This window comes from Rhizobium sp. RAF56 (assembly GCF_052113965.1).
Taxonomy (GTDB): domain Bacteria; phylum Pseudomonadota; class Alphaproteobacteria; order Rhizobiales; family Rhizobiaceae; genus Rhizobium.
Genome location: NZ_JBFRDU010000002.1, coordinates 208888 through 226080, shown reverse-complemented (window position 1 = coordinate 226080; position 17193 = coordinate 208888). Strand labels below are relative to the sequence as shown.

Annotated in this window: 17 protein-coding genes; 7 read left to right on the top strand and 10 right to left on the bottom strand. The window is 62.2% G+C overall.

Annotated features, from left to right (window positions below; genetic code table 11):
- Nucleotides 1-22: 22 nt before the first annotated feature.
- The 3 genes from AB4048_RS03005 (at nt 23) to AB4048_RS02995 (ending at nt 2115) form a co-directional block, all read left to right on the top strand.
- The gene (locus AB4048_RS03005) at nt 23-298 is read left to right on the top strand and encodes a type II toxin-antitoxin system ParD family antitoxin (protein ID WP_442200426.1); all 276 of its coding nucleotides are present in this window, start codon (nt 23-25) and stop codon (nt 296-298) included.
- Nucleotides 288-593, top strand: coding sequence for a type II toxin-antitoxin system RelE/ParE family toxin (locus AB4048_RS03000; RefSeq protein WP_442200425.1), 306 nt, complete (start codon nt 288-290; stop codon nt 591-593). The genes AB4048_RS03005 and AB4048_RS03000 overlap by 11 nt, the downstream gene beginning before the upstream one ends.
- A gap of 208 nt (nt 594-801) precedes the next feature.
- Nucleotides 802-2115 (top strand): MFS transporter, encoded by a 1314-nt coding sequence (locus tag AB4048_RS02995; RefSeq protein ID WP_442200424.1) that lies wholly within the window; start codon nt 802-804, stop codon nt 2113-2115.
- Nucleotides 2116-2215: 100 nt separating this feature from the next.
- On the opposite strand, the gene AB4048_RS02990 is transcribed toward AB4048_RS02995, so the two are convergent.
- From AB4048_RS02990 to AB4048_RS02975, 4 genes are all read right to left on the bottom strand, one after another.
- Nucleotides 2216-2554: a hypothetical protein gene (locus AB4048_RS02990; RefSeq protein WP_442200423.1), complete on the bottom strand. Its 339-nt coding sequence runs from the start codon at nt 2552-2554 to the stop codon at nt 2216-2218.
- Between the two features lie 198 nt (nt 2555-2752).
- Nucleotides 2753-3259, bottom strand: a complete 507-nt coding sequence (locus AB4048_RS02985) for a MarR family winged helix-turn-helix transcriptional regulator (RefSeq protein WP_442200422.1) — start codon at nt 3257-3259, stop codon at nt 2753-2755.
- A 19-nt stretch (nt 3260-3278) separates the two neighbouring features.
- The gene (locus AB4048_RS02980) at nt 3279-4868 is read right to left on the bottom strand and encodes a phytoene desaturase family protein (RefSeq protein WP_442200421.1); all 1590 of its coding nucleotides are present in this window, start codon (nt 4866-4868) and stop codon (nt 3279-3281) included.
- A 104-nt stretch (nt 4869-4972) separates the two neighbouring features.
- Entirely contained in the window at nt 4973-5758 is a 786-nt protein-coding gene (locus tag AB4048_RS02975) for a cyclase family protein (RefSeq protein WP_442200420.1), read from the bottom strand.
- A gap of 329 nt (nt 5759-6087) precedes the next feature.
- Here AB4048_RS02975 and AB4048_RS02970 point away from each other — a divergent pair, with 329 nt between their 5' ends.
- Nucleotides 6088-7656 (top strand): phytoene desaturase family protein, encoded by a 1569-nt coding sequence (locus AB4048_RS02970; protein WP_442200419.1) that lies wholly within the window; start codon nt 6088-6090, stop codon nt 7654-7656.
- A 94-nt stretch (nt 7657-7750) separates the two neighbouring features.
- Nucleotides 7751-8260 carry a MarR family winged helix-turn-helix transcriptional regulator gene (locus tag AB4048_RS02965; protein WP_442200418.1) on the top strand — a complete coding sequence of 170 codons (510 nt, stop codon included), beginning with the start codon at nt 7751-7753 and terminating at the stop codon, nt 8258-8260.
- A gap of 196 nt (nt 8261-8456) precedes the next feature.
- Here the strand turns inward: AB4048_RS02965 and AB4048_RS02960 are convergent, their stop codons facing one another.
- From AB4048_RS02960 to AB4048_RS02945, 4 genes are all read right to left on the bottom strand, one after another.
- Complete coding sequence (locus AB4048_RS02960; RefSeq protein WP_442200417.1) at nt 8457-9131, bottom strand: amino acid ABC transporter permease; 675 nt, start codon at nt 9129-9131, stop codon at nt 8457-8459.
- Between the two features lie 98 nt (nt 9132-9229).
- The gene (locus tag AB4048_RS02955) at nt 9230-10027 is read right to left on the bottom strand and encodes an ABC transporter substrate-binding protein (RefSeq protein WP_442200416.1); all 798 of its coding nucleotides are present in this window, start codon (nt 10025-10027) and stop codon (nt 9230-9232) included.
- A gap of 78 nt (nt 10028-10105) precedes the next feature.
- Entirely contained in the window at nt 10106-11314 is a 1209-nt protein-coding gene (locus tag AB4048_RS02950) for a pyridoxal phosphate-dependent aminotransferase (protein ID WP_442200415.1), read from the bottom strand.
- A gap of 165 nt (nt 11315-11479) precedes the next feature.
- Complete coding sequence (locus AB4048_RS02945) at nt 11480-12265, bottom strand: HpcH/HpaI aldolase family protein (RefSeq protein WP_442200414.1); 786 nt, start codon at nt 12263-12265, stop codon at nt 11480-11482.
- Between the two features lie 137 nt (nt 12266-12402).
- Between AB4048_RS02945 and AB4048_RS02940 the strand changes: the two genes are divergently transcribed.
- Both AB4048_RS02940 and AB4048_RS02935 read left to right on the top strand, forming a co-directional pair.
- Nucleotides 12403-13494: an LLM class flavin-dependent oxidoreductase gene (locus AB4048_RS02940; protein WP_442200413.1), complete on the top strand. Its 1092-nt coding sequence runs from the start codon at nt 12403-12405 to the stop codon at nt 13492-13494.
- A 99-nt stretch (nt 13495-13593) separates the two neighbouring features.
- Nucleotides 13594-14709 (top strand): Fic family protein, encoded by a 1116-nt coding sequence (locus tag AB4048_RS02935; protein ID WP_442200412.1) that lies wholly within the window; start codon nt 13594-13596, stop codon nt 14707-14709.
- 113 nt (nt 14710-14822) lie between these two features.
- Here AB4048_RS02935 and AB4048_RS02930 read toward each other — a convergent pair whose 3' ends face one another.
- Both AB4048_RS02930 and AB4048_RS02925 read right to left on the bottom strand, forming a co-directional pair.
- Nucleotides 14823-16103, bottom strand: a complete 1281-nt coding sequence (locus AB4048_RS02930) for a cysteine desulfurase-like protein (protein WP_442200411.1) — start codon at nt 16101-16103, stop codon at nt 14823-14825.
- 128 nt (nt 16104-16231) lie between these two features.
- Entirely contained in the window at nt 16232-17188 is a 957-nt protein-coding gene (locus AB4048_RS02925) for an alpha/beta fold hydrolase (protein WP_442200410.1), read from the bottom strand.
- Between the last annotated feature and the right edge of the window lie 5 nt (nt 17189-17193).

The window sequence follows — 17193 nt, the reverse complement described above, 5'->3', positions numbered from 1 at the left end:
GACTCCTCAGGAGGTTCCCAAGATGCGCAGAAGCAAGCCCATCACCGTAACCCTCGGGAAGCAGCAGCATCTGCTCGATGAACGGCTGCAATCGGGTGCGTACGATTCCGCCAGCGAGGTCGTTCGGGCCGCGCTCCGCGCGCTCTGTCGCGAGGAGCAGGTCTTGGACGCCGTTATGCGTGCAAAAATTCAAGAGGCATTGGACGATCCACGGCCGGACGTTCCGGCCGAAGACGTGTTTGCGGAATTGCGCGCGTATCGTGCTGAAAAGATAAAGGCCGAGAAGGTTGATCCATAGGATCGTTTTCCGGCCAGCGGCGCAGGCCGATCTTAGGGCGCTCTACGACTACATTGCCGGTGAGGCCGGTCACGATATCGCTGGGGCCTATCTGAATAGGATCGAAGCGGCCTGCATGGCCCTTTCGACGTTTCCGACGCGCGGTAACGCGCGCGACGATCTGCTACCTGGCCTGCGGATTGTCGGCTTCGAGCGCCGCGTCTCGATTGCATTTGTCGTGGAAGCGGATGCGGTCCGTATCCTGCGTATCTTCTACGGGGGCCGCGATTTTCCGAACGAGTGGGCCGAAGAGTAGTGCGAGAGGCGGCCGCAAAGCGTGCCGCCGGTTGTGTTTGTCTCACATTTTGAAGAGACGTTAGCCTGTCCGTGGAGACGTCATCGTAGGCAATTGCTTTAAGCTTAAAATTATTATAATGCGTCCTCGTGTCGCGGTGCGCTTTCGCCGCGCCGGCGCCGGTTCCATGCAACGGGAGAGGAGCCGGCTTTCAACAAGAGGAGGTTTTATGGATAGTTTGAAGGGAGTAGGCGCCGGAGCGAAAGCCCATGGCGCAAAAGAGATTTCGCTCGGCAAAAGCCTGCTTGTGGTCCTGCTTTGCTGGATCGCGATCTTCGCCGAAGGGTATGATATCGGCTTTCTCGGCGCCATTTTGCCGGCGCTGAAGGACGACACGACCTGGAGCCTGACGCCGCTTCAGCTGGGCGCGATGGGCAGCTACACGCTGTTCGGCATGCTGATCGGCGGCATCGTCATTTCGACGCTAAGCGACCTTTACGGCCGCAAGCCGATGTTCCTGGCCTGCCTGACGCTGTTTGCCACTTCCATGCTGGTGACGGCCTGGTCGCCGACGCCGACATGGTTCGGGATCAGCCGCTTTGTCGGCGGCCTCGGACTTGGCGGCATCATTCCAGTGGCGGCCGCACTAACCATCGAATACTCGCCGTCGAGGCGAAAGAGCTTCAACTACGGCATCATGTATTCCGGCTATTCGCTCGGCATCTTCGCCGCCGCCCTCGTCGGCCGCGAACTGCTCGTCGACCATGGTTGGCGCGCGGTGGTGCTGGTAGGTGCCGCGCCACTCGTTTTCGTGCCGTTCCTCGCCTGGCTGCTGCCGGAATCGCTCGAGTACCTTGTTGGGCAGAAGCGCGATGCTGAAGCGCGCAAGCTCGCGGCGCGGCTCGGCGTCGACGTGCCGGCGCCGGTGCAGAGGCCCGGCGCCAAGACGGGCTGGCGGGAAGTTCTCGGCGAGATCTTCGCGCCGCGCAATGCCTTCATGACTGTCTGCTTCTGGGTGGCGCTGTTCTCCGGTCTGTTGCTGGTCTATGGCCTGGCGCAGTGGCTGCCACAGATCATGCGCAAGAGCGGCTACAATCTCGGCGATGCACTGCTGTTCCTGGCCGTCTTCAGCTTTACCTCGGCAATCGGGGGTATCGTGCTCGGAAAACTGGCCGACCGCTTCGGTCCGCGGCGCACCGTCGCTCTGGCCTACATTGCCGGTGCGTTCGGCATCGCCGCCATGGCCTTCCAGAGTTCGATCTGGCTGAACTATACCTTCGTCGCCATCGCCGGCTTCGGCACGGTGTCGGCTTCGCTGGTTCTGACGGGCTATCTGGCCGCGCACCTGAAGCCCTTCGTTCGTGCAGCCGGTACCGGCTGGGCGCTGAGCTTCGCGCGCATCGGTGCGCTGAGCGGACCGCTGCTCGGCGGCTATATCGCCGGCCTCGACGTTGGACCTCAGTGGAACTTCTACGTCTTTGCCGGCGTCGCACTGGTTGCGGCGGTGGCAACGATCCTCATCCCGCCGAAGCGCGCCGACTGAGGAAAGGCGGGCCGAGCCCGCCCGCAAGAAGTAAAGTAACAACCGCGCGCCGAAAGACGCGCGGTTTTTTCGTGCCGACCGGTAGATCTTAGCGCGATAGCTAAGGCTGCAGCGCCCGCCGGCTGTGCCGTTCCTTGATATCGGCGATCTCCGCCAGCATGTCCTTGAGCGCGTCGATCGCGGCGGTTTCGTCCTGGCTCAAAGGTGTCTTTGGATGGAAATGGGCGAGAAGCACGATCAGCGCATCGCCGACGCGCCCAAGTTGCTTGCCGTAGCTTGCGACATCGGTGAGCACTTGCTCCTCGACCGCAGGTGCGCTCGACTGGCCGAGATTGATGTTGACGACACCGAACTGGCTGCCGATCGGGCTGAGGAACGCCGTCCACGGATTTATGGACTGAACGACGTCACCTGACAAAGGCATCTTGAATGTCGGCATTCCCACATCCTTCCGTTTTTGGCGGTGCAGCGAATTCCACGCGAGCGGGAGCCATCAAGGCCGGCGCCGATCCGTACTTGGCACGCACTGCGCGTGCGGCGATATCCTATGCTAGAAGTGGCGGCCGGAATAGGCAACCGGCGCTGGCATCTCCGCGAGCCCGAAGGAGGATCGCTTCACGCTTTTCCTTCGATCGCTTCAGATCTCGTGCTTGCGAATATTGTGCAGCACGCGGTGCAGCGTCGAGATGAAGACGCGATACTCGCTTTCCTCGACGCCATCGAACATCTGCAGGAAAAGGTCGTACATGGTCGGCCAGATTTGCTCGAAAGCGGCGCGGCCTTCCTCGGTGATGGACACGTCGCGGACGCGCATGTCCTCCGGCCGCGGCTGGCGGCGGATGTAGCCCTGCTCTTCGAGCGAATCCAGGGTGCGGCTCATCGTCGACTGCTCGGTGACGGCAAAGACGGAGAGCTCGTTGATGGTGACGGACGTGGATACGGCAAGGACCGCAAGCGCGCGCATCTTGGCGGTCGTGATGTCGTGCCCCTTGAGCTCCTCGGCCATATTCGCGTTCCAGCGAGCCGTGATCCTGTTCATGAGGTATGGGGCGAAATGATTGAGCCCGATTTCGCCCATGGCCGGCCGCGTCTCATAGCCGTCCTGCTTTCGCCTCAGCACCGTACCCGAAAAACGCTCCGCCATGGATTCTCCTGGTTTGTCCCTATGTCAGGGAGGATGCGAGTAGGAACCCCGATCCACCGCCGAGGCCCGGGCCGGGATGGGCCGAGGCGCCGATGTGGTACAGTCCCGAAATGTGGGTGCGGTGGTTAACAGAAGACTTGAAGGGGCGCCACAGGAAAAACTGGTCGATCCCGCAGAAGCCGCCGTAGGGGTCTCCGCCGACGAGGTTCATGTTCATGCTCTCGAGATCGGCGGGCGAATAGGCGCGGCGCTTGAGCTTGATCGCATCGAAATTCTCGATATGGCGTGACAGCAACGCCTCGATACGATCGGCGTAGCGCTCGCGCACCGTCTCGTTCCAGCGTCCATCGGCCGGTGTTTCGATCTCGCCGGCGGCGTCGCCCTTGAGAAAGCGGGGCGCTTCGGGAAGTTGCAGCCAGAGGATCGACTTGCCCTCGGGCGCCCGGCTCGGATCGAAAGAGGCAGGCTGGCCGACGCAGACGGATGGCTCGGCCGGCAGCAGGCCGCGCTCGCATTCGTTGCTGGCGCGCGACACGCCGTCGAGACCCGGCGTCAGATGCAGGAGTGCAACCTTTCCAAGTTCGGGGTTGGCTTTCCAGCGCGGCGGCTCGGAAAGCGCATAGTGGATTTGCATGTTGCCCTTGCCGTAGCGATAGCGGGCAACGCCGTCCTTCACCGCTTCCGGAAGGGGGGCGGGCCAATCCTGCGTGAGGCGGCCGTAGAGCTGGTTCGGCGTCGTCGAGCAAATGACGCCGCTCTTGGCGCGCAATGTCTCGCCGCTCGTAAGTCGCACGCCGTCGGCGCGATTGCCGGGGCCTGGAATGATGCGTTCGACGTCGGCACCGGTGCGTATCTTCCCGCCCTGATCGGCGATCAGCCGCTCGAAGGCGGCGGTAAGCGAAGCCGCGCCGCCCTTGGCGATAGGGCAGCCGGCAAGCTCGATGGCAAAGCCGATGACCTTCAGCATCTCGGCCGAGTAGGCGCTCTCCGGGCCGAGGCCGCAATGCAGCACCCAGGGCGCCCAGAGCGCCTGAATGTCTTCCGATTTATAGTTGTTTTCGAGATAGCCGCGAGCTGGCGCCAGAGCCTCGCCGAACCAGGCGGCAAGGCCGCGCAGTCCACGGCCCCAGCTCTGTTTCGCAACCGTTTTCAGCGTCGTGCCTGACCAGAGGGCGCCGCCGAGCAGCGCAAACAGGAATGGCGCATCCGCGCCGAGCCTGTCCATATCACGCGAGTAGGCCTGGCCATCGCCTGGGGACAGCGCCTCGAACGTCGCGACGTTGCGGCTGCGGTCCTTGGAGAAGATGACATTCGCGCCGTTCGGCCGCAGCACGCCGGTCGGCAGGTCGGCATGGGCGAATTCCAGCCCGCGCGCCTCCAGATCCTTGCCGAGCGCGCCATAGGCGGGCGACGTCAGGAACAGCACCATGGTCGTCGCCATGACGTCGTGGCGGAAGCCGGGTTCGGTGATCTCTTCAGTGCGCAGGCAGCCGCCGATGCGGTCGCTGCGTTCAAGCACGAGGACCTTGCGGCCCTTCTTGCCCAGCATGGCGGCGGCGACCAGCGCGTTGATGCCGCTGCCCACGATAATATAGTCATAGTCGCTCATACGCGGCGGCTCGTTCCCCTGCAGCGCTTGCTCCCGATTGAGAGGGTTATGCGCTGGCCCCAAGAAAAAAGGCCGGGCGCCTCGCGGCGACCGGCCCCGTAAAATCACTTCGCGATGAGCGCCAGCGCGCGGACCGGCGAGCCGGTGCCCTTGACGAACTTCAGCGGTGCCGCGATCAGCACGGCGCCCTTGGCGGGCAGCTGGTCGAGGTTGCTGAGGCTTGCAAGGCCGTAACGGTTGTTCTTGTGCATCAGGTTATGCGCCGGGAAGGGCGGGTTCATGCCGCCGGCCGAACCGGCGTCGGTGCCGATCGTCTCCTGGCCCCAGCCGATGATGCCCTTGTCGACGAGATACTGGATCGCCTCGGCGGTCGGGCCGGGCGAATGCGGACCGTTCTCGTCGGCATTGAGGAAGGTCTCGGTCGAACCGTTGCGCTTGTACCAATCGGTGCGCAAGAGAACCCAGGTTCCGGCTTCGATCTCGCCGTGCTCGGCTTCCCATTCCTTGATGCTGTCGACGGTCAGAAGGTAATCGGCGTCGGCAGCGGATTCCTTCGAACGGTCGATGACGTTTACCGGCGCCACGAAGTTCTGCGGCGGGATGGTGTCGGTCGTGTTGTTCGGGTTGTCCTTACCGGTGATCCAGTGACAGGGCGCATCGAAGTGCGTGCCGGTGTGCTCGCCCAGTTCCAGCCAGTTCCAGGCCCAGAACGGACCGTCGTTGTCGTATTGCGAGATCGTGTGGACCTTGACCGACGGCGTGTTCTTGCCGAACTGCGGCGGCAGGTAGAGCACCGGCGTATCAGGCCCGAGAGGGGCGGTCAGGTCGACGACCTTGATGGAGCCCGAGACGAGGGCGGTGGCGAGGCTCGCGAGAGTGTTCGAAGTCATTGTCATGTTCCCCTTGACGAAAGGCCAGGCCGCCGGATGTGGCATTCGCACTGCTCGGCGAGCACTCGGCGACGTCTGGATGGGAGGGAGCCTATGTCACGGAATATGAATTTGCAAGTATCTGCGCCGGCTCTAACGTCGAGGAAAATCACCCCCTTCTGATGGTCTCCCGAGCCCCGATTGATACGGGAGGCGCATCGGTTGCCGCCGTCTCGGCCGTTGCCGCAACCATTGTAACGCACAGGGATTTTTATCGCCCACCCTTGAAGGGGGCGTGTCAAAATGTATGCATATGCGCATAAAAATTGAAACGAGGGGAGCATGTGGGCATGAGCTATGACGCGGTGGTTGTAGGCGCCGGCCACAATGGTCTGGCAGCGGCCGTGCATCTGGCGGCAAAGGGCTGGAAGGTCGCCGTCGTCGAAGGCAAGGCGGAGCCGGGCGGGGCGGTCAAGACCCGCGAAGTGACGCTTCCCGGCTTCCGTCACGACCTGTGCGCCATGAACCTCTCGATGTTTGCAGGGTCGGCCTTCTTCCGCCACTACAAGGAAGACCTGATCGCCAACGGTCTCAGTTTCGTGCCGGCGCAGGATTGCTTTGCCAGCGTCTTCCGCGACGGCACCTATCTCGGCGTCAGCACCGATCTGGAAAAGACGACGGGCGCCATTGCGGCAATCTCGCCCGAGGACGCCGCCGCCTGGCGAGCGATGCTTTCCGAATTCGGTTCCGACGCGCCGCATATCTTCGGTCTTCTCGGTTCCCCGATGCCGTCCTGGCAGGCCGCCAAGGTGGTCTGGAAGGCGTGGCGCGAGAAGGGAACCGGCTGGCTCTACGACACGGCACGGCTTCTGCTTGCTTCGCCGCGCGACTTTCTCGATCAGCGCTTCCGCAGCGCCAAGCTGAAGGCGATGATGGCGGCCTGGGGGCTGCATCTCGACTTTTCGCCCGACGTTGCCGGCGGCGCTCTGTTTCCCTATCTCGAATCCATGGCGAACCAGGCCTTCGGCATGGTGATCGGCCAAGGTGGCGCCGATACGATCATCAGGGCGATGACGGGGACGCTTGCCGCCTATGAGGGTGAGTTGCTGTTGGGCGCACCGGTGGAGAAAATCCTCACCGCAGACGGCAAGGCGACGGGTGTCGTGCTTGCCGACGGACGGCGATTGGAGGCGAAGCGTGCGGTGATCGCCAACGTCAACCCGAAGAACCTTTTCGGCCACTTGCTCGATCATGATCCGAAACGGGAGGATTTTGACCGCAAGATCGAGAACTTTCGTGCCGGACCCGGTACGATGATGATCCATCTGGCGCTGAACGGCCTGCCCGATTGGGCCGCTGGAAGCGAGGTGAAGAAATTCGCCTATGTGCACATCGCGCCGGACTACGAGATGATGTCGCGGGTTTATGCGGAAGCGGCGGGCGGCCTGTTGCCGGTCGAGCCGGTGCTGGTGGTCGGTCAGCCGACGGCGCTCGATCCGTCGCGGGCGCCGAGCGGGCGGCATGTGCTCTGGGTTCAGGTGCGCGTTCTGCCCGCCGACATCAGCGGCGACGCGGCCGGAGAAATCGCAGCCTTCCACTGGGACGATGCGAAGGACGCCTATGCCGAACGCGTCCTCGATATCCTCGAGCGCTATGCGCCTGGCCTCAGAGGAAAGATCCTCGGGCGAGCGGTATTTTCCCCTCTCGACCTCGAACGCGAAAATCCCAACCTTATTGGCGGCGACAATCTGTCGGGCAGTCACCACCTCGACCAGAACTTTCTGTTCCGCCCGGTCGCCGGCTATTCGCGCTACAAGACGCCGGTCGGTTCACTCTATCTCTGCGGCGCCTCGACCTGGCCGGGGGCCGGAACGGGAGCCGGCTCCGGCTTCATGCTGGCAAAGATGCTTGCCGGATAGGGCGGTCCTGGATGGATGCGCGTGAAACCTTTGACATTTCAAATATTGCTCCGTAGACCTTTCTCATAGGGATTTGCGAAGAGTGATTTGCGCAATGGCAGATGCGGACGTCGGAACGGTTGATCTCGAAATCATCGTTCAGGGTACACAGGAAGGCAAGAAGCAGGAGCTCCGGCTCTGGCTCAGAATGCTGTCGACGACGAAGCTCCTCTCGCAGGAGGTGCGGCGGCGTCTGCGCAACGAATTCGGGGCGACCTTGCCGCAATTCGACCTGCTGGCGCAGCTCTACCGCGAGCGTGACGGGCTGCGGCTCGGCGAGCTTTCAAAGCGCACAATGGTGACCAACGGCAACGTTACGGGCCTTGTCGAGCGACTGGAAAGCGACGGCCTCGTCCTGCGCGTGACGCCGGACGGCGACCGCCGCGTGACGGTCGCAAAGCTGACTTCAAAGGGTGAGGAGCTGTTCAGCGCCATGGCTGCGGCCCACGAGGGCTGGGTGCGCGACATGATGGCGGACGTCGATCCGTCGATCATCTCGGAGCTGTGGGCTGACATCGGGAAAGTCAAGAATTCCGTCAGCAATCACCTGTCCGGCTCCGACTGAGCCTGCGGGCCCGAAGGCATCATTCGCCAGCGTGCCTGTCCCAGCCTTCCGCGCCAAATGTGTCAATGAGCAATCAATTAGGCTAGCAAAGGCGGTCACCGCCTTCGCCAAACATATAGCCATCATACAGTCGATCAATTTCTGGAATAGCCGCAAAAAACACGGATATTCGCGCAAAAGTCGAGTGGGTTCGACCTTACTTGGTCTTTTCTTTCTTGAACCGCACTTCCAGCATATTGACGAGGCGGACCATCGGCCAGAGCAGGATGATGTAGACCAGTGCCGCGCCGATCAGCGGCGAGGGGTTGGCATAGAGCGACTGTGCGTCCTGCGCCTCCTTGAGGAGTTCCGGCAGCGCCACCGTCGAGGCAAGCGACGTATCCTTGAACATCGACACGCAGTTGCTGGTCATCGGCGGGATGACGATGCGGATCGCCTGCGGCAGCACCACTTTGTAAAGCGTCACGATGAACGGAAGCCCAAGGGCTGCCGCGGCTTCGAACTGGCCGCGCGCCACGCTTTCGATGCCGGAACGGAAGACTTCGGCGGAATAGGCGGCCATCACGATCGAGAAGGCCATCACGGCCGACGTCCAGGACGTCAACCGAAGGCCGACGAAAGGCAGCGCATAATAGATCAGGATCAGAACGACCAGAACCGGCGTAGCGCGCAGGATATCGATATAAAAGATGGCAAGCAGGCGGAACGGCTTCGGCGCATAGAGCCGGACCAGGCTGATGAGAAGCCCGATGGCAATGCCGATGACGATACTCATCAAGCCAAGCAGCAGCGTATTGATGAGACCGCGCAGCAGGGCGGGGAGCGCCGACAGCAAGACGTCAGCATTAAAGAAGGTTTCGACGAGAGACATGGGCATTCCCACCGGTACGTGAGGAGAAGGGTAGGCGGTCAAGGACATGCCGGCCTGAACCCGGCCGGCATGTCGATGTCAACAAGATGATCGTTTGATCACGCCTTGGGGATGGCTTTTTCGACCGCAGTGGAGGAATCGGCGGGTGCTTCGGCGCCGAACCACTTGACGTGGATCTTCTGCAGCGTGCCGTCTTTCTTCATCGCGGTGATGGCGTCGTTGATCTTTGGCAGCATCGGGGAGTCCTTCGTCATCATCAGGCCGTACTGTTCGCCGGTCTTGATGCGTTCGCGCACTTCCAGGCCCTTCATCTTCTTGAAGGCGTACTGCATGCCCGGTACGTCGCTGATCACGGCGTCGACGCGGCCGGCGGTCAGGTCGAGCAGCACGTCCTGCTGGGTATTGTAACCCTTGATATCGCTGAAGCCCTTGGCGTCCTTCTGTTCCTTCGCCCACTTTTCGCCGGTGGAGCCGGAGAGAACGCCGACGATCTTGCCCTTCAGGTCGTCGAGGCCCTTGATCGAGCTGGCGGTCGTGGTCGCGACGCCCATGTCGGAATCGTAGTAGGGCTGCGTGAAGGACTGCGACTTCAGGCGCTCGGGCGTAATGGTGATCGAGGAGATCGCGGCATCGATGCGCTTGGAGCTGGTGGCGGCGAAGAGCGCCTGGAAGCCGTAGTCGGCGATCTCGGGCGTCAGGCCGGCGCGCTTGGCGGCCTCGGTGACGATATCGACCTCAAACCCTTCGAATACGCCGGTATCGGCCTTGTATTCGAACGGCGGGTTGCTCGGGTAGGAGCCGACATTCAACGTGTCGGCGGCATAGGCACCGGATGCGCCGCCGGCGATGCCGACGACGGCCGCCAAGGCCAATAGGTTACGACGGGTAAAATTCATTTCGTTGGTCTCCCTCTGGTTTTAACCCGCAGGCGTCACCGGCTGCGGGGGCATTGCCGGACTGCTTCTGGCAGCCCGTCATTTCATGGCGTCGACCATCCGGTCGAGCGCGGTTCGCACCTGTTCGATGTCGCGGAATACGCACATGCGCAGGAAGGCGCGCGAAGAATCGCCGAAGAGATATCCGGGCGCAAGACCGACGCGCGCCTTTTCGAGAATGCGTGCACATGCGGCCCTCGCATCCGCCTCTCCCTCGAGAGCGAAGAAGGCATACATGCCGCCGCGCGGCTTTTCCGGCAGGATCATGCCCGGGATCTGCGGCAGCTTGTCGTAGGCGAGGTCGAGGCCGGCCTTCACCTTGCCGCGGATCTCCTCGATCAGCGGCTCGCCGTCGCGGATCGCCGCCAGGGCCGCGGCCTGAACCATGCCCGGCGTCCCGCTGTTGATGTACTGGGTCATGGCGGCAAGCTGGTCGGCAACGCCCGACGGATGCGTCAGCCAGCCGATGCGCCAGCCCGTCATCGCCCAGGCCTTGGAGAAGCTGTTGATCGAGATGACGCGATCGTTGTCCTCGGCGATCTGCAGGATGGACGGGGCAACCGGGCCGTCGAAATAGAGACGACCGTAGACCTCGTCCGAAATGATCCAGATGCCGGTGCGGCGGCTGAAATCGAGCAGCGCCTGCATTTCCTCGCGCGTGGCGGTCCAGCCCGTCGGGTTCGACGGCGTGGACAGGAAGATGGCGCGGGTGCGCGCATCGCAGCGGGCAAACAACTTGTCGAGGTCAAGCCGGAAATCGGTGTCGAAATCGAGAAAGTGCGGGCGCGGCTCGCCGCCGATCAGATGGATGGCGTTGTGAATGTTCGGCCATTGCGGCGCGACGTAGACGACGTTGGTGCCGACGTCCACGAGCATTTCCAACGCCATGTACAGCGCCTGCATGCCGCTCGGCGCCACCGTCGTGCGCTCGATCGGGATCGGCCGGCCATGCAGCCGCGACTGATAATCCGAAAGCGCTTCGTTGAGGGGGCCGTAGCCGCGCATGTTCGGAATGTAGAAGGTCATTCCCTCGTCCAGCGCCTGCTTGGCTGCCTCGCGGATGAAGGCGGGGGTCACCATGTCGCCCTCGCCGTACCACAGCGGAATGACGCCGCCGAGTTCGCGGGCGCGCATGGCGAGCGCTGCGATATTTTCGGTGTGGAGATCGCGGATCTGGGCACGAATGCCGTCAAATGCGTGGCGTGCGCCGAGGACCGGCTTAGCGCTATCGGAGGATTGAGCGGTCAATGAATTTTTCCTTGGAAATCGGATTGGCTGGAGCTTCGCCCCAAAGGCGACTGCACTCGGTGAACAACCCTCACTTTTAGGGGATCGTTATACAAAATACCGCGCATTTCAAGGGGAAATTTTAAGCTTAAAGGTATTGCTCTCCAGGGCCAGGTAAGCTGGATTCTATTTGCGCTCAGTCCCGCCGGTTTGCGCCATCGACTTGCGTGCCTGCGCCATTTCGGCAGCGACGGCGGCGCCGAGGAACATCGTGTCGCTGGCGAGAATGAAGAAGCTGATGCCGGTCGCCGACCAGTCGGCGATATCGGCCGTCGAGGCACGGAAGAGACCGACGGTGCGCCCTGCTTCAAGCCCGGCGCGGGTAATGTCGCCGATTGCCTTGTCGAGTGTTGCCTTGCCATCCGGTCCGAAGGCTCCGATCGAGACGGAAAGGTCGCCGGGACCGATGAACAGCACGTCGATGCCGTCGACGGCGGCAATCTCGGCAACATTCGCAAGTCCCTCGGCCGTCTCGATCTGGATGGCGAGCAGGATCTCGTCGTTCGCCTTGGTGAGATAGTCGGGGATGCGATAGCCGTAAGCCGCCGCGCGGCCCGGCCCGACGCCCCTTTCGCCGACCGGCGGATAGCGCGTCGCCATGACGGCCGCGCGCGCCTGTGCGGCATTCGAAACCCGCGGCACGAGGACCCCTTTCGCGCCCGCATCGAGTACGGCGGCGATCGCCTCGGGCGTCTGGCCCGGCACGCGCACCATGGCCGGCACGCGATGAAGGTCGGCGGCGCGGATCAGGTCCTCGATGCGCTCGCGTCCGATCTGCGAATGCTCCCAGTCGATACAGAGGAAATCAGGCTGCGCCTGCGCCGCAACCTCGATCGCCACGGGGTGCGGAATGGCCGAAAACATCCCGACGACCCGCTGACGATCGATGCAGTTCTTGCGAAAATGGCTCAACGCGTCTCCTCCGGATGCTGCAATCGCAGTTCTCGTGCAGATCGAAACATATCGCCGCCGATGGCGCAACCTGTTTTAGGCTTGAAATAATTTACCGGCGTCGTAGCGTATCAACCGATGGCAAGGAGGAACCGCCCATGACGAAACCGCATCCGCTGAAAGGCCCCAACCGCTTGAAACTGGGCGTCTTTTCCGCCAATGCCGATGGCGGGCTTGCCATAACCGATGTACCGGAACGCTGGACTGCAGGGTGGCAGGACAATCTCACCGCCGCCCAGATCGCCGATCGCGCCGGTCTTGAATTTTTTCTGCCGATCGCCCGCTGGCGCGGTTTCGGCGGCAAGAACCGCGTGCGCGAATGGTCGTTCGAGACATTCACCTGGGCGGCCGGCCTGGCGGCAGCGACCGAGAAGATCGGCCTTTTCATGACGGTTCATGTGCCGTTGGTGCATCCGCTCTACGCGGCAAAGGCGTTGGCGACGGTCGATCACATCAGCCAGGGCCGGGCGGGGCTGAACATCGTCTGCGGTTGGAACCCCAAGGAATTCGGCATGTTCGGCGTACCGCTCGTCGAAAAGGGCTACGACCAGGCGGCGGAGTGGCTGGAGATCGTCGAGCGGGCCTATGGTCCCGAGCAGCCCTTCGACTATGCGGGAGCCTACTATACGCTGAAGGAGGCGGTGAGCCGGCCGGCAAGCCTGCAGGCGCCGCGGCCGGTGACGATGAACGCCGCCTTCGGCGGCCCCGGCCGGGACTTCGCCGCGGCAAGCTGTGACTACCTCTTCACCACCTTCACCGAGATCGCGGAAGCTGGAAAGCATGTCGTGGACATCCGCGAACGGGCGCAGAAGAACGGACGCGACGTCGGTGTCTACACGGTCTGCCACGTCATCTGCCGCGAGACGCAGGCCGAAGCGGAGGACTATTATACCCGCTATGCGGTGACAATGGCAGATCACGAGGCCGTCGACGCCCATATGGCCGGCAAGAAGGAATTCTCCCAGTCGCACGACCGCGAAGCCTATGAACGCTACCGTCAGCGCTTCGCCGGCGGGGCGGGCAGCTATCCCCTCGTCGGAACGCCGCAGAAGATCGCCGAGGAGATGATGGCGATCGCCGCTCAAGGCTACGCCGGCATCGCGCTTTCCTTCGTCAACTATACGCAGGAGCTTCCCTTCTTCTGCGACCGGGTTCTCCCGATCTTGAAGCGGGCGGGCTACCGCGTTTGAGGGTGCGGTGAATAGACCGTCTATTCTCCGCATCTTTTGCGGAGAATATTTTGACTTTGCGGATAATAGACCGCATATTCTCCGCATGGAGTGCGGAGAATGATCTTTATCCATCATCGGCCGGATTGGCCTTCATTCCGATGGGACAGCGACGTTCTATCGACGCACCTCAGCGCGACCCGATATCGCCAGGGCCGGTTGATCGGTCGCATGGGTTCGCTAGGGTTTCCCATGCGCACGGAGGCCGTCATGCAAGCACTGACGGACGATGTGCTCAAGAGCAGCGAGATCGAGGGGGAGTTGCTAGACCGCCAGCAGGTCCGCTCCTCCATCGCGCGCCGGTTGGGAGTGGAGATAGCGGGCCTGGTTCACTCCGACCGGCAGGTTGATGGATCCGTCGAAATGATGCTCGATGCGACGCAGCGGTTTGAAGCACCGCTCAATGCGGAACGTCTGTTTGCCTGGCATGCATCACTATTTCCAACTGGACGCAGCGGTATGACGCGCATTCTCGTCGGGTCGTGGCGTGACGACCGCACTGGGCCGATGCAGGTGATCTCCGGCCCCATTGGACGGGAAAAGGTCCATTTCGAGGCGCCGGAGGCAAGCCGTGTTGAAGCCGAGATGCGGGCCTTCATCGATTGGTTCAACGCGACCGATACGATTGACGGCATCATCAAGGCTGCGCTCGCGCATCTCTGGCTTGTGACGATCCATCCGTTCGAAGATGGCAACGGCCGCATTGCCCGGGCAATCGCCGACATGGCGCTGGCGCGCTCGGAGGCAACGCCGCAGCGTTTCTACAGCATGTCGTCGCAAATCCGAAACGAGAGAAAGGTCTATTACGACCTCTTGGAGAAGACCCAGAAAGGCGATCTCGACGTGACGGAATGGCTGGACTGGTTTCTCGCATGTCTCGATCGCGCTTTTGAGGGCGCGGAGGCTACTCTCTCATCGGTTTCGATGAAGGCTCGTTTCTGGGGGAAACACGCGTCAATGCCGTTCAATGCGAGACAGCGCAGCATGCTCAACAAGTTGCTAGACGGCTTCGAGGGAAAGCTCACCACCTCGAAATGGGCAAAGATCGAGAAATGCTCGCAGGATACCGCGTTGCGCGACATCGAAGCACTGGTCACCGAGGGCATTCTGGTCCGCGAAGCGGCGGGCGGGCGAAGCACGAGCTATGCTCTGGTGTGGCAGTCGGAAGATAGGTGAGGGTGCTTCCGTCGCGGAGGATACACCGGCGGCTGCGCCGCTTCCCAGCGCCGCAGCTATGCGGGTGCAGTGGCGGGAGATGTTCGGGCGCCCGCCACTGCTCATCGTGCGGCTTACCGATGCCGCGCGATGATGTCTCCAAGCACCTTGTCGAAGCGGGCCGCTTCTTCGAGTTTGTTGTAGTGGACCATGGAAATGCGCAGCGCGCCTTCTTCCATGGTGAGGCCCAGGCGCTTCATCAGCCGCGGTGCGAACATGTGGCCGTCGCGCAAGCCGATGCGGGCTTCTCCCATTTCCTGGGCGATGGTCTGCGGCTTGATGCCGGGAATGTTGAAGCAGATCGTCGGTACGCGCTTTTCCATCTGCGTTTCGTCTGAAACGCCGTAGATGACAGCGCCATGGCGCTTGAGAATGGCGATAAGCTCGCGCGACAGCGTCGTTTCATACTCGCGGATCGTGCTCATGGCAGCAACGAGCGCCTCGCGGCGGGAATGCTCGCCGGCCGGCAGGAAACGGCGGCCGAGCGCTTCGAGATATTTTACCGCGGCGTTCATGCCGGCGACGTTCTCATAGGTGAAGGTGCCGACTTCGATCTTGTAGGGCGGCACGTCGGGAATGAAGTCTTCCTTGAAGGTCGGCAGCTTGACGAGCGCGTCGTAGCGACCCCAGAGGAAGCCCATGTGCGGCGAGAAATTCTTGTAGCCGGAGCAGACCAGATAGTCGCAATCCCAGGCCCTAACGTCGATCAGGCCATGCGGGCCGTAGTGAACGCAGTCGAGGAAAACTTCGGCGCCGGCGGCATGCGCCAGCTTGCCGACCGCCTCGACGTCGACGATGGTGCCGATCGAGTGAGCGGTGACGGTGCAGGCGACGAGACGGGTGCGGTCGTTCAGGAGCGGCTTCAGGTCTTCGACATGCAGCGTGCCGTCTTCGCGCATGCGCCACCAGACGACCTTGGCGCCATCGGCCTCGAGCGCCAGCCAGGTGGCGATATTGGCGTCATGGTCCATGTCGGTGACGACGATCTCGTTACGCTCGGACAGCAGCTTGGCGATGCCGAGACTGACGAGGCGGATGAACGAGGTGGCATTCAGGCCGAAGGAGATTTCCTCGGGACGATAGGCGTTGACGAGAAGCGCCACGCTCTCGCGGGCTTCGTCAAGGTTGCGATCCACGCCCTGGCTGTGCTGGTATTTCGCCATGCGCTGGACGTTGTAGTCGATCAGGTGGTTGGCGACTGCGTCGACGACAGCCTGGGGCACCTGCGCGCCGCCGGCATTATCGAGGAAGATGAAGTCGCCGGCCTTCTGAAGCGCCGGGAACATTGCGCGGATTTCGTCGACGGGAAAGCTGTTCTGGCCGGTGAAATCCGACTTGGTCAGGGGAGCGCTCATGAGAAGTGCCTCTTACTAAGGGTCGAGAAAGGAAATCGCGCCCGGCTTTCAGGCCGCGACATCTGATGTGTTGATCATTTGATCACAAGATATTTTAGAGTTCAAGCAGTTTCTCGTCGCCCGCTTTTTCAATCGATCAGATGCTGCGTCCGGTCGGCAAGCGTGATGCGGGTCGGCAGCTTGAAGCGGTCGATGGCGCCCTGCAACGTCAGGCGCAGATCCTTAAGGAACGTGGCGTCGGTGAAATACCAGGAATGGGTCTGCGAGACATCATGTCCGGTCCCGTATTGCGCCAGATAGTGCTGAGAACAATCGACGTTGGTCCCCTTATCCGGAGCATCCGCAGGCAGGCCGACGCGACCGACGCGCGCGGCAAGGCCGAGGCGTTTGAGATTGGAGACCTGAAGTGCTGCATCGTAGCCGCTCCAATAGTTCGTCAGCCGGTAGCAATGGCGAAAGAGGCTTTCGGTTTCCGAATTCGACTTCGAAAATTTCGCAGCGCTGGCGTCGCCGGCAAGCAAGACCATCTGGTTGGCCGTCCAGGTCGCGGAAGCCGCGCGGCTGTTGGTGTCGGCGTGATCGAAGGCCTCGCGAATGAGGAAAGCGCCCATCGAATGGCCGATGACGTGAATGCGGATGTCGCAGTCGATCTGCAGCGCCTGCACGAAGGGCAATATCGCAGCGTTGACGAGCTGGATCGCAGTTTTCTTTACATGATCGAGATCGGCGAGATAGGCAATCGTCGTGCCCTCGCTCGGCCAGTCGAAGCTGACCACCTCGCAGGCGTATCCATCCTGATTGATCCCGGCCTGGAGCTGCGCCTGGCGCGCCGAGACGGAGGCGACGGTGTTGTTGAAGCCATGGACGAAGAAGGCGAGGTCGCCGGTCGGTATCTGCTTGCCGTCGTGATCGCGAAGGGGAAAGGATGCGATGACTTCCCTGACCCATTGCGTGCGCGCTATGGCGTCGCTGGGGTTCGGCAAGCGCCCGTCCGGCACCCGCAGGTATCGGACCGCGCCGAGATCGACTTCGTTGGTGAACTGCCCGCCGGAAACCTTGCGCAGCGTGATGTAGTAGTGAACCATCCCCG

Excerpts from the sequence above, each read along its gene's own strand:
- AB4048_RS02985 (WP_442200422.1), bottom strand. The coding sequence starts at position 3,259 with ATGGCGGAGCGTTTTTCGGGTACGGTGCTGAGGCGAAAGCAGGACGGC.
- AB4048_RS03005 (WP_442200426.1), top strand. The coding sequence starts at position 23 with ATGCGCAGAAGCAAGCCCATCACCGTAACCCTCGGGAAGCAGCAGCAT.
- AB4048_RS02940 (WP_442200413.1), top strand. The coding sequence starts at position 12,403 with ATGACGAAACCGCATCCGCTGAAAGGCCCCAACCGCTTGAAACTGGGC.
- AB4048_RS02995 (WP_442200424.1), top strand. The coding sequence starts at position 802 with ATGGATAGTTTGAAGGGAGTAGGCGCCGGAGCGAAAGCCCATGGCGCA.
- AB4048_RS02980 (WP_442200421.1), bottom strand. The coding sequence starts at position 4,868 with ATGAGCGACTATGACTATATTATCGTGGGCAGCGGCATCAACGCGCTG.
- AB4048_RS02970 (WP_442200419.1), top strand. The coding sequence starts at position 6,088 with ATGAGCTATGACGCGGTGGTTGTAGGCGCCGGCCACAATGGTCTGGCA.
- AB4048_RS02930 (WP_442200411.1), bottom strand. The coding sequence starts at position 16,103 with ATGAGCGCTCCCCTGACCAAGTCGGATTTCACCGGCCAGAACAGCTTT.
- AB4048_RS02960 (WP_442200417.1), bottom strand. The coding sequence starts at position 9,131 with ATGTCTCTCGTCGAAACCTTCTTTAATGCTGACGTCTTGCTGTCGGCG.
- AB4048_RS02955 (WP_442200416.1), bottom strand. The coding sequence starts at position 10,027 with ATGAATTTTACCCGTCGTAACCTATTGGCCTTGGCGGCCGTCGTCGGC.
- AB4048_RS02925 (WP_442200410.1), bottom strand. The coding sequence starts at position 17,188 with ATGGTTCACTACTACATCACGCTGCGCAAGGTTTCCGGCGGGCAGTTC.
- AB4048_RS02990 (WP_442200423.1), bottom strand. The coding sequence starts at position 2,554 with ATGCCGACATTCAAGATGCCTTTGTCAGGTGACGTCGTTCAGTCCATA.
- AB4048_RS02935 (WP_442200412.1), top strand. The coding sequence starts at position 13,594 with ATGATCTTTATCCATCATCGGCCGGATTGGCCTTCATTCCGATGGGAC.
- AB4048_RS02965 (WP_442200418.1), top strand. The coding sequence starts at position 7,751 with ATGGCAGATGCGGACGTCGGAACGGTTGATCTCGAAATCATCGTTCAG.
- AB4048_RS02975 (WP_442200420.1), bottom strand. The coding sequence starts at position 5,758 with ATGACTTCGAACACTCTCGCGAGCCTCGCCACCGCCCTCGTCTCGGGC.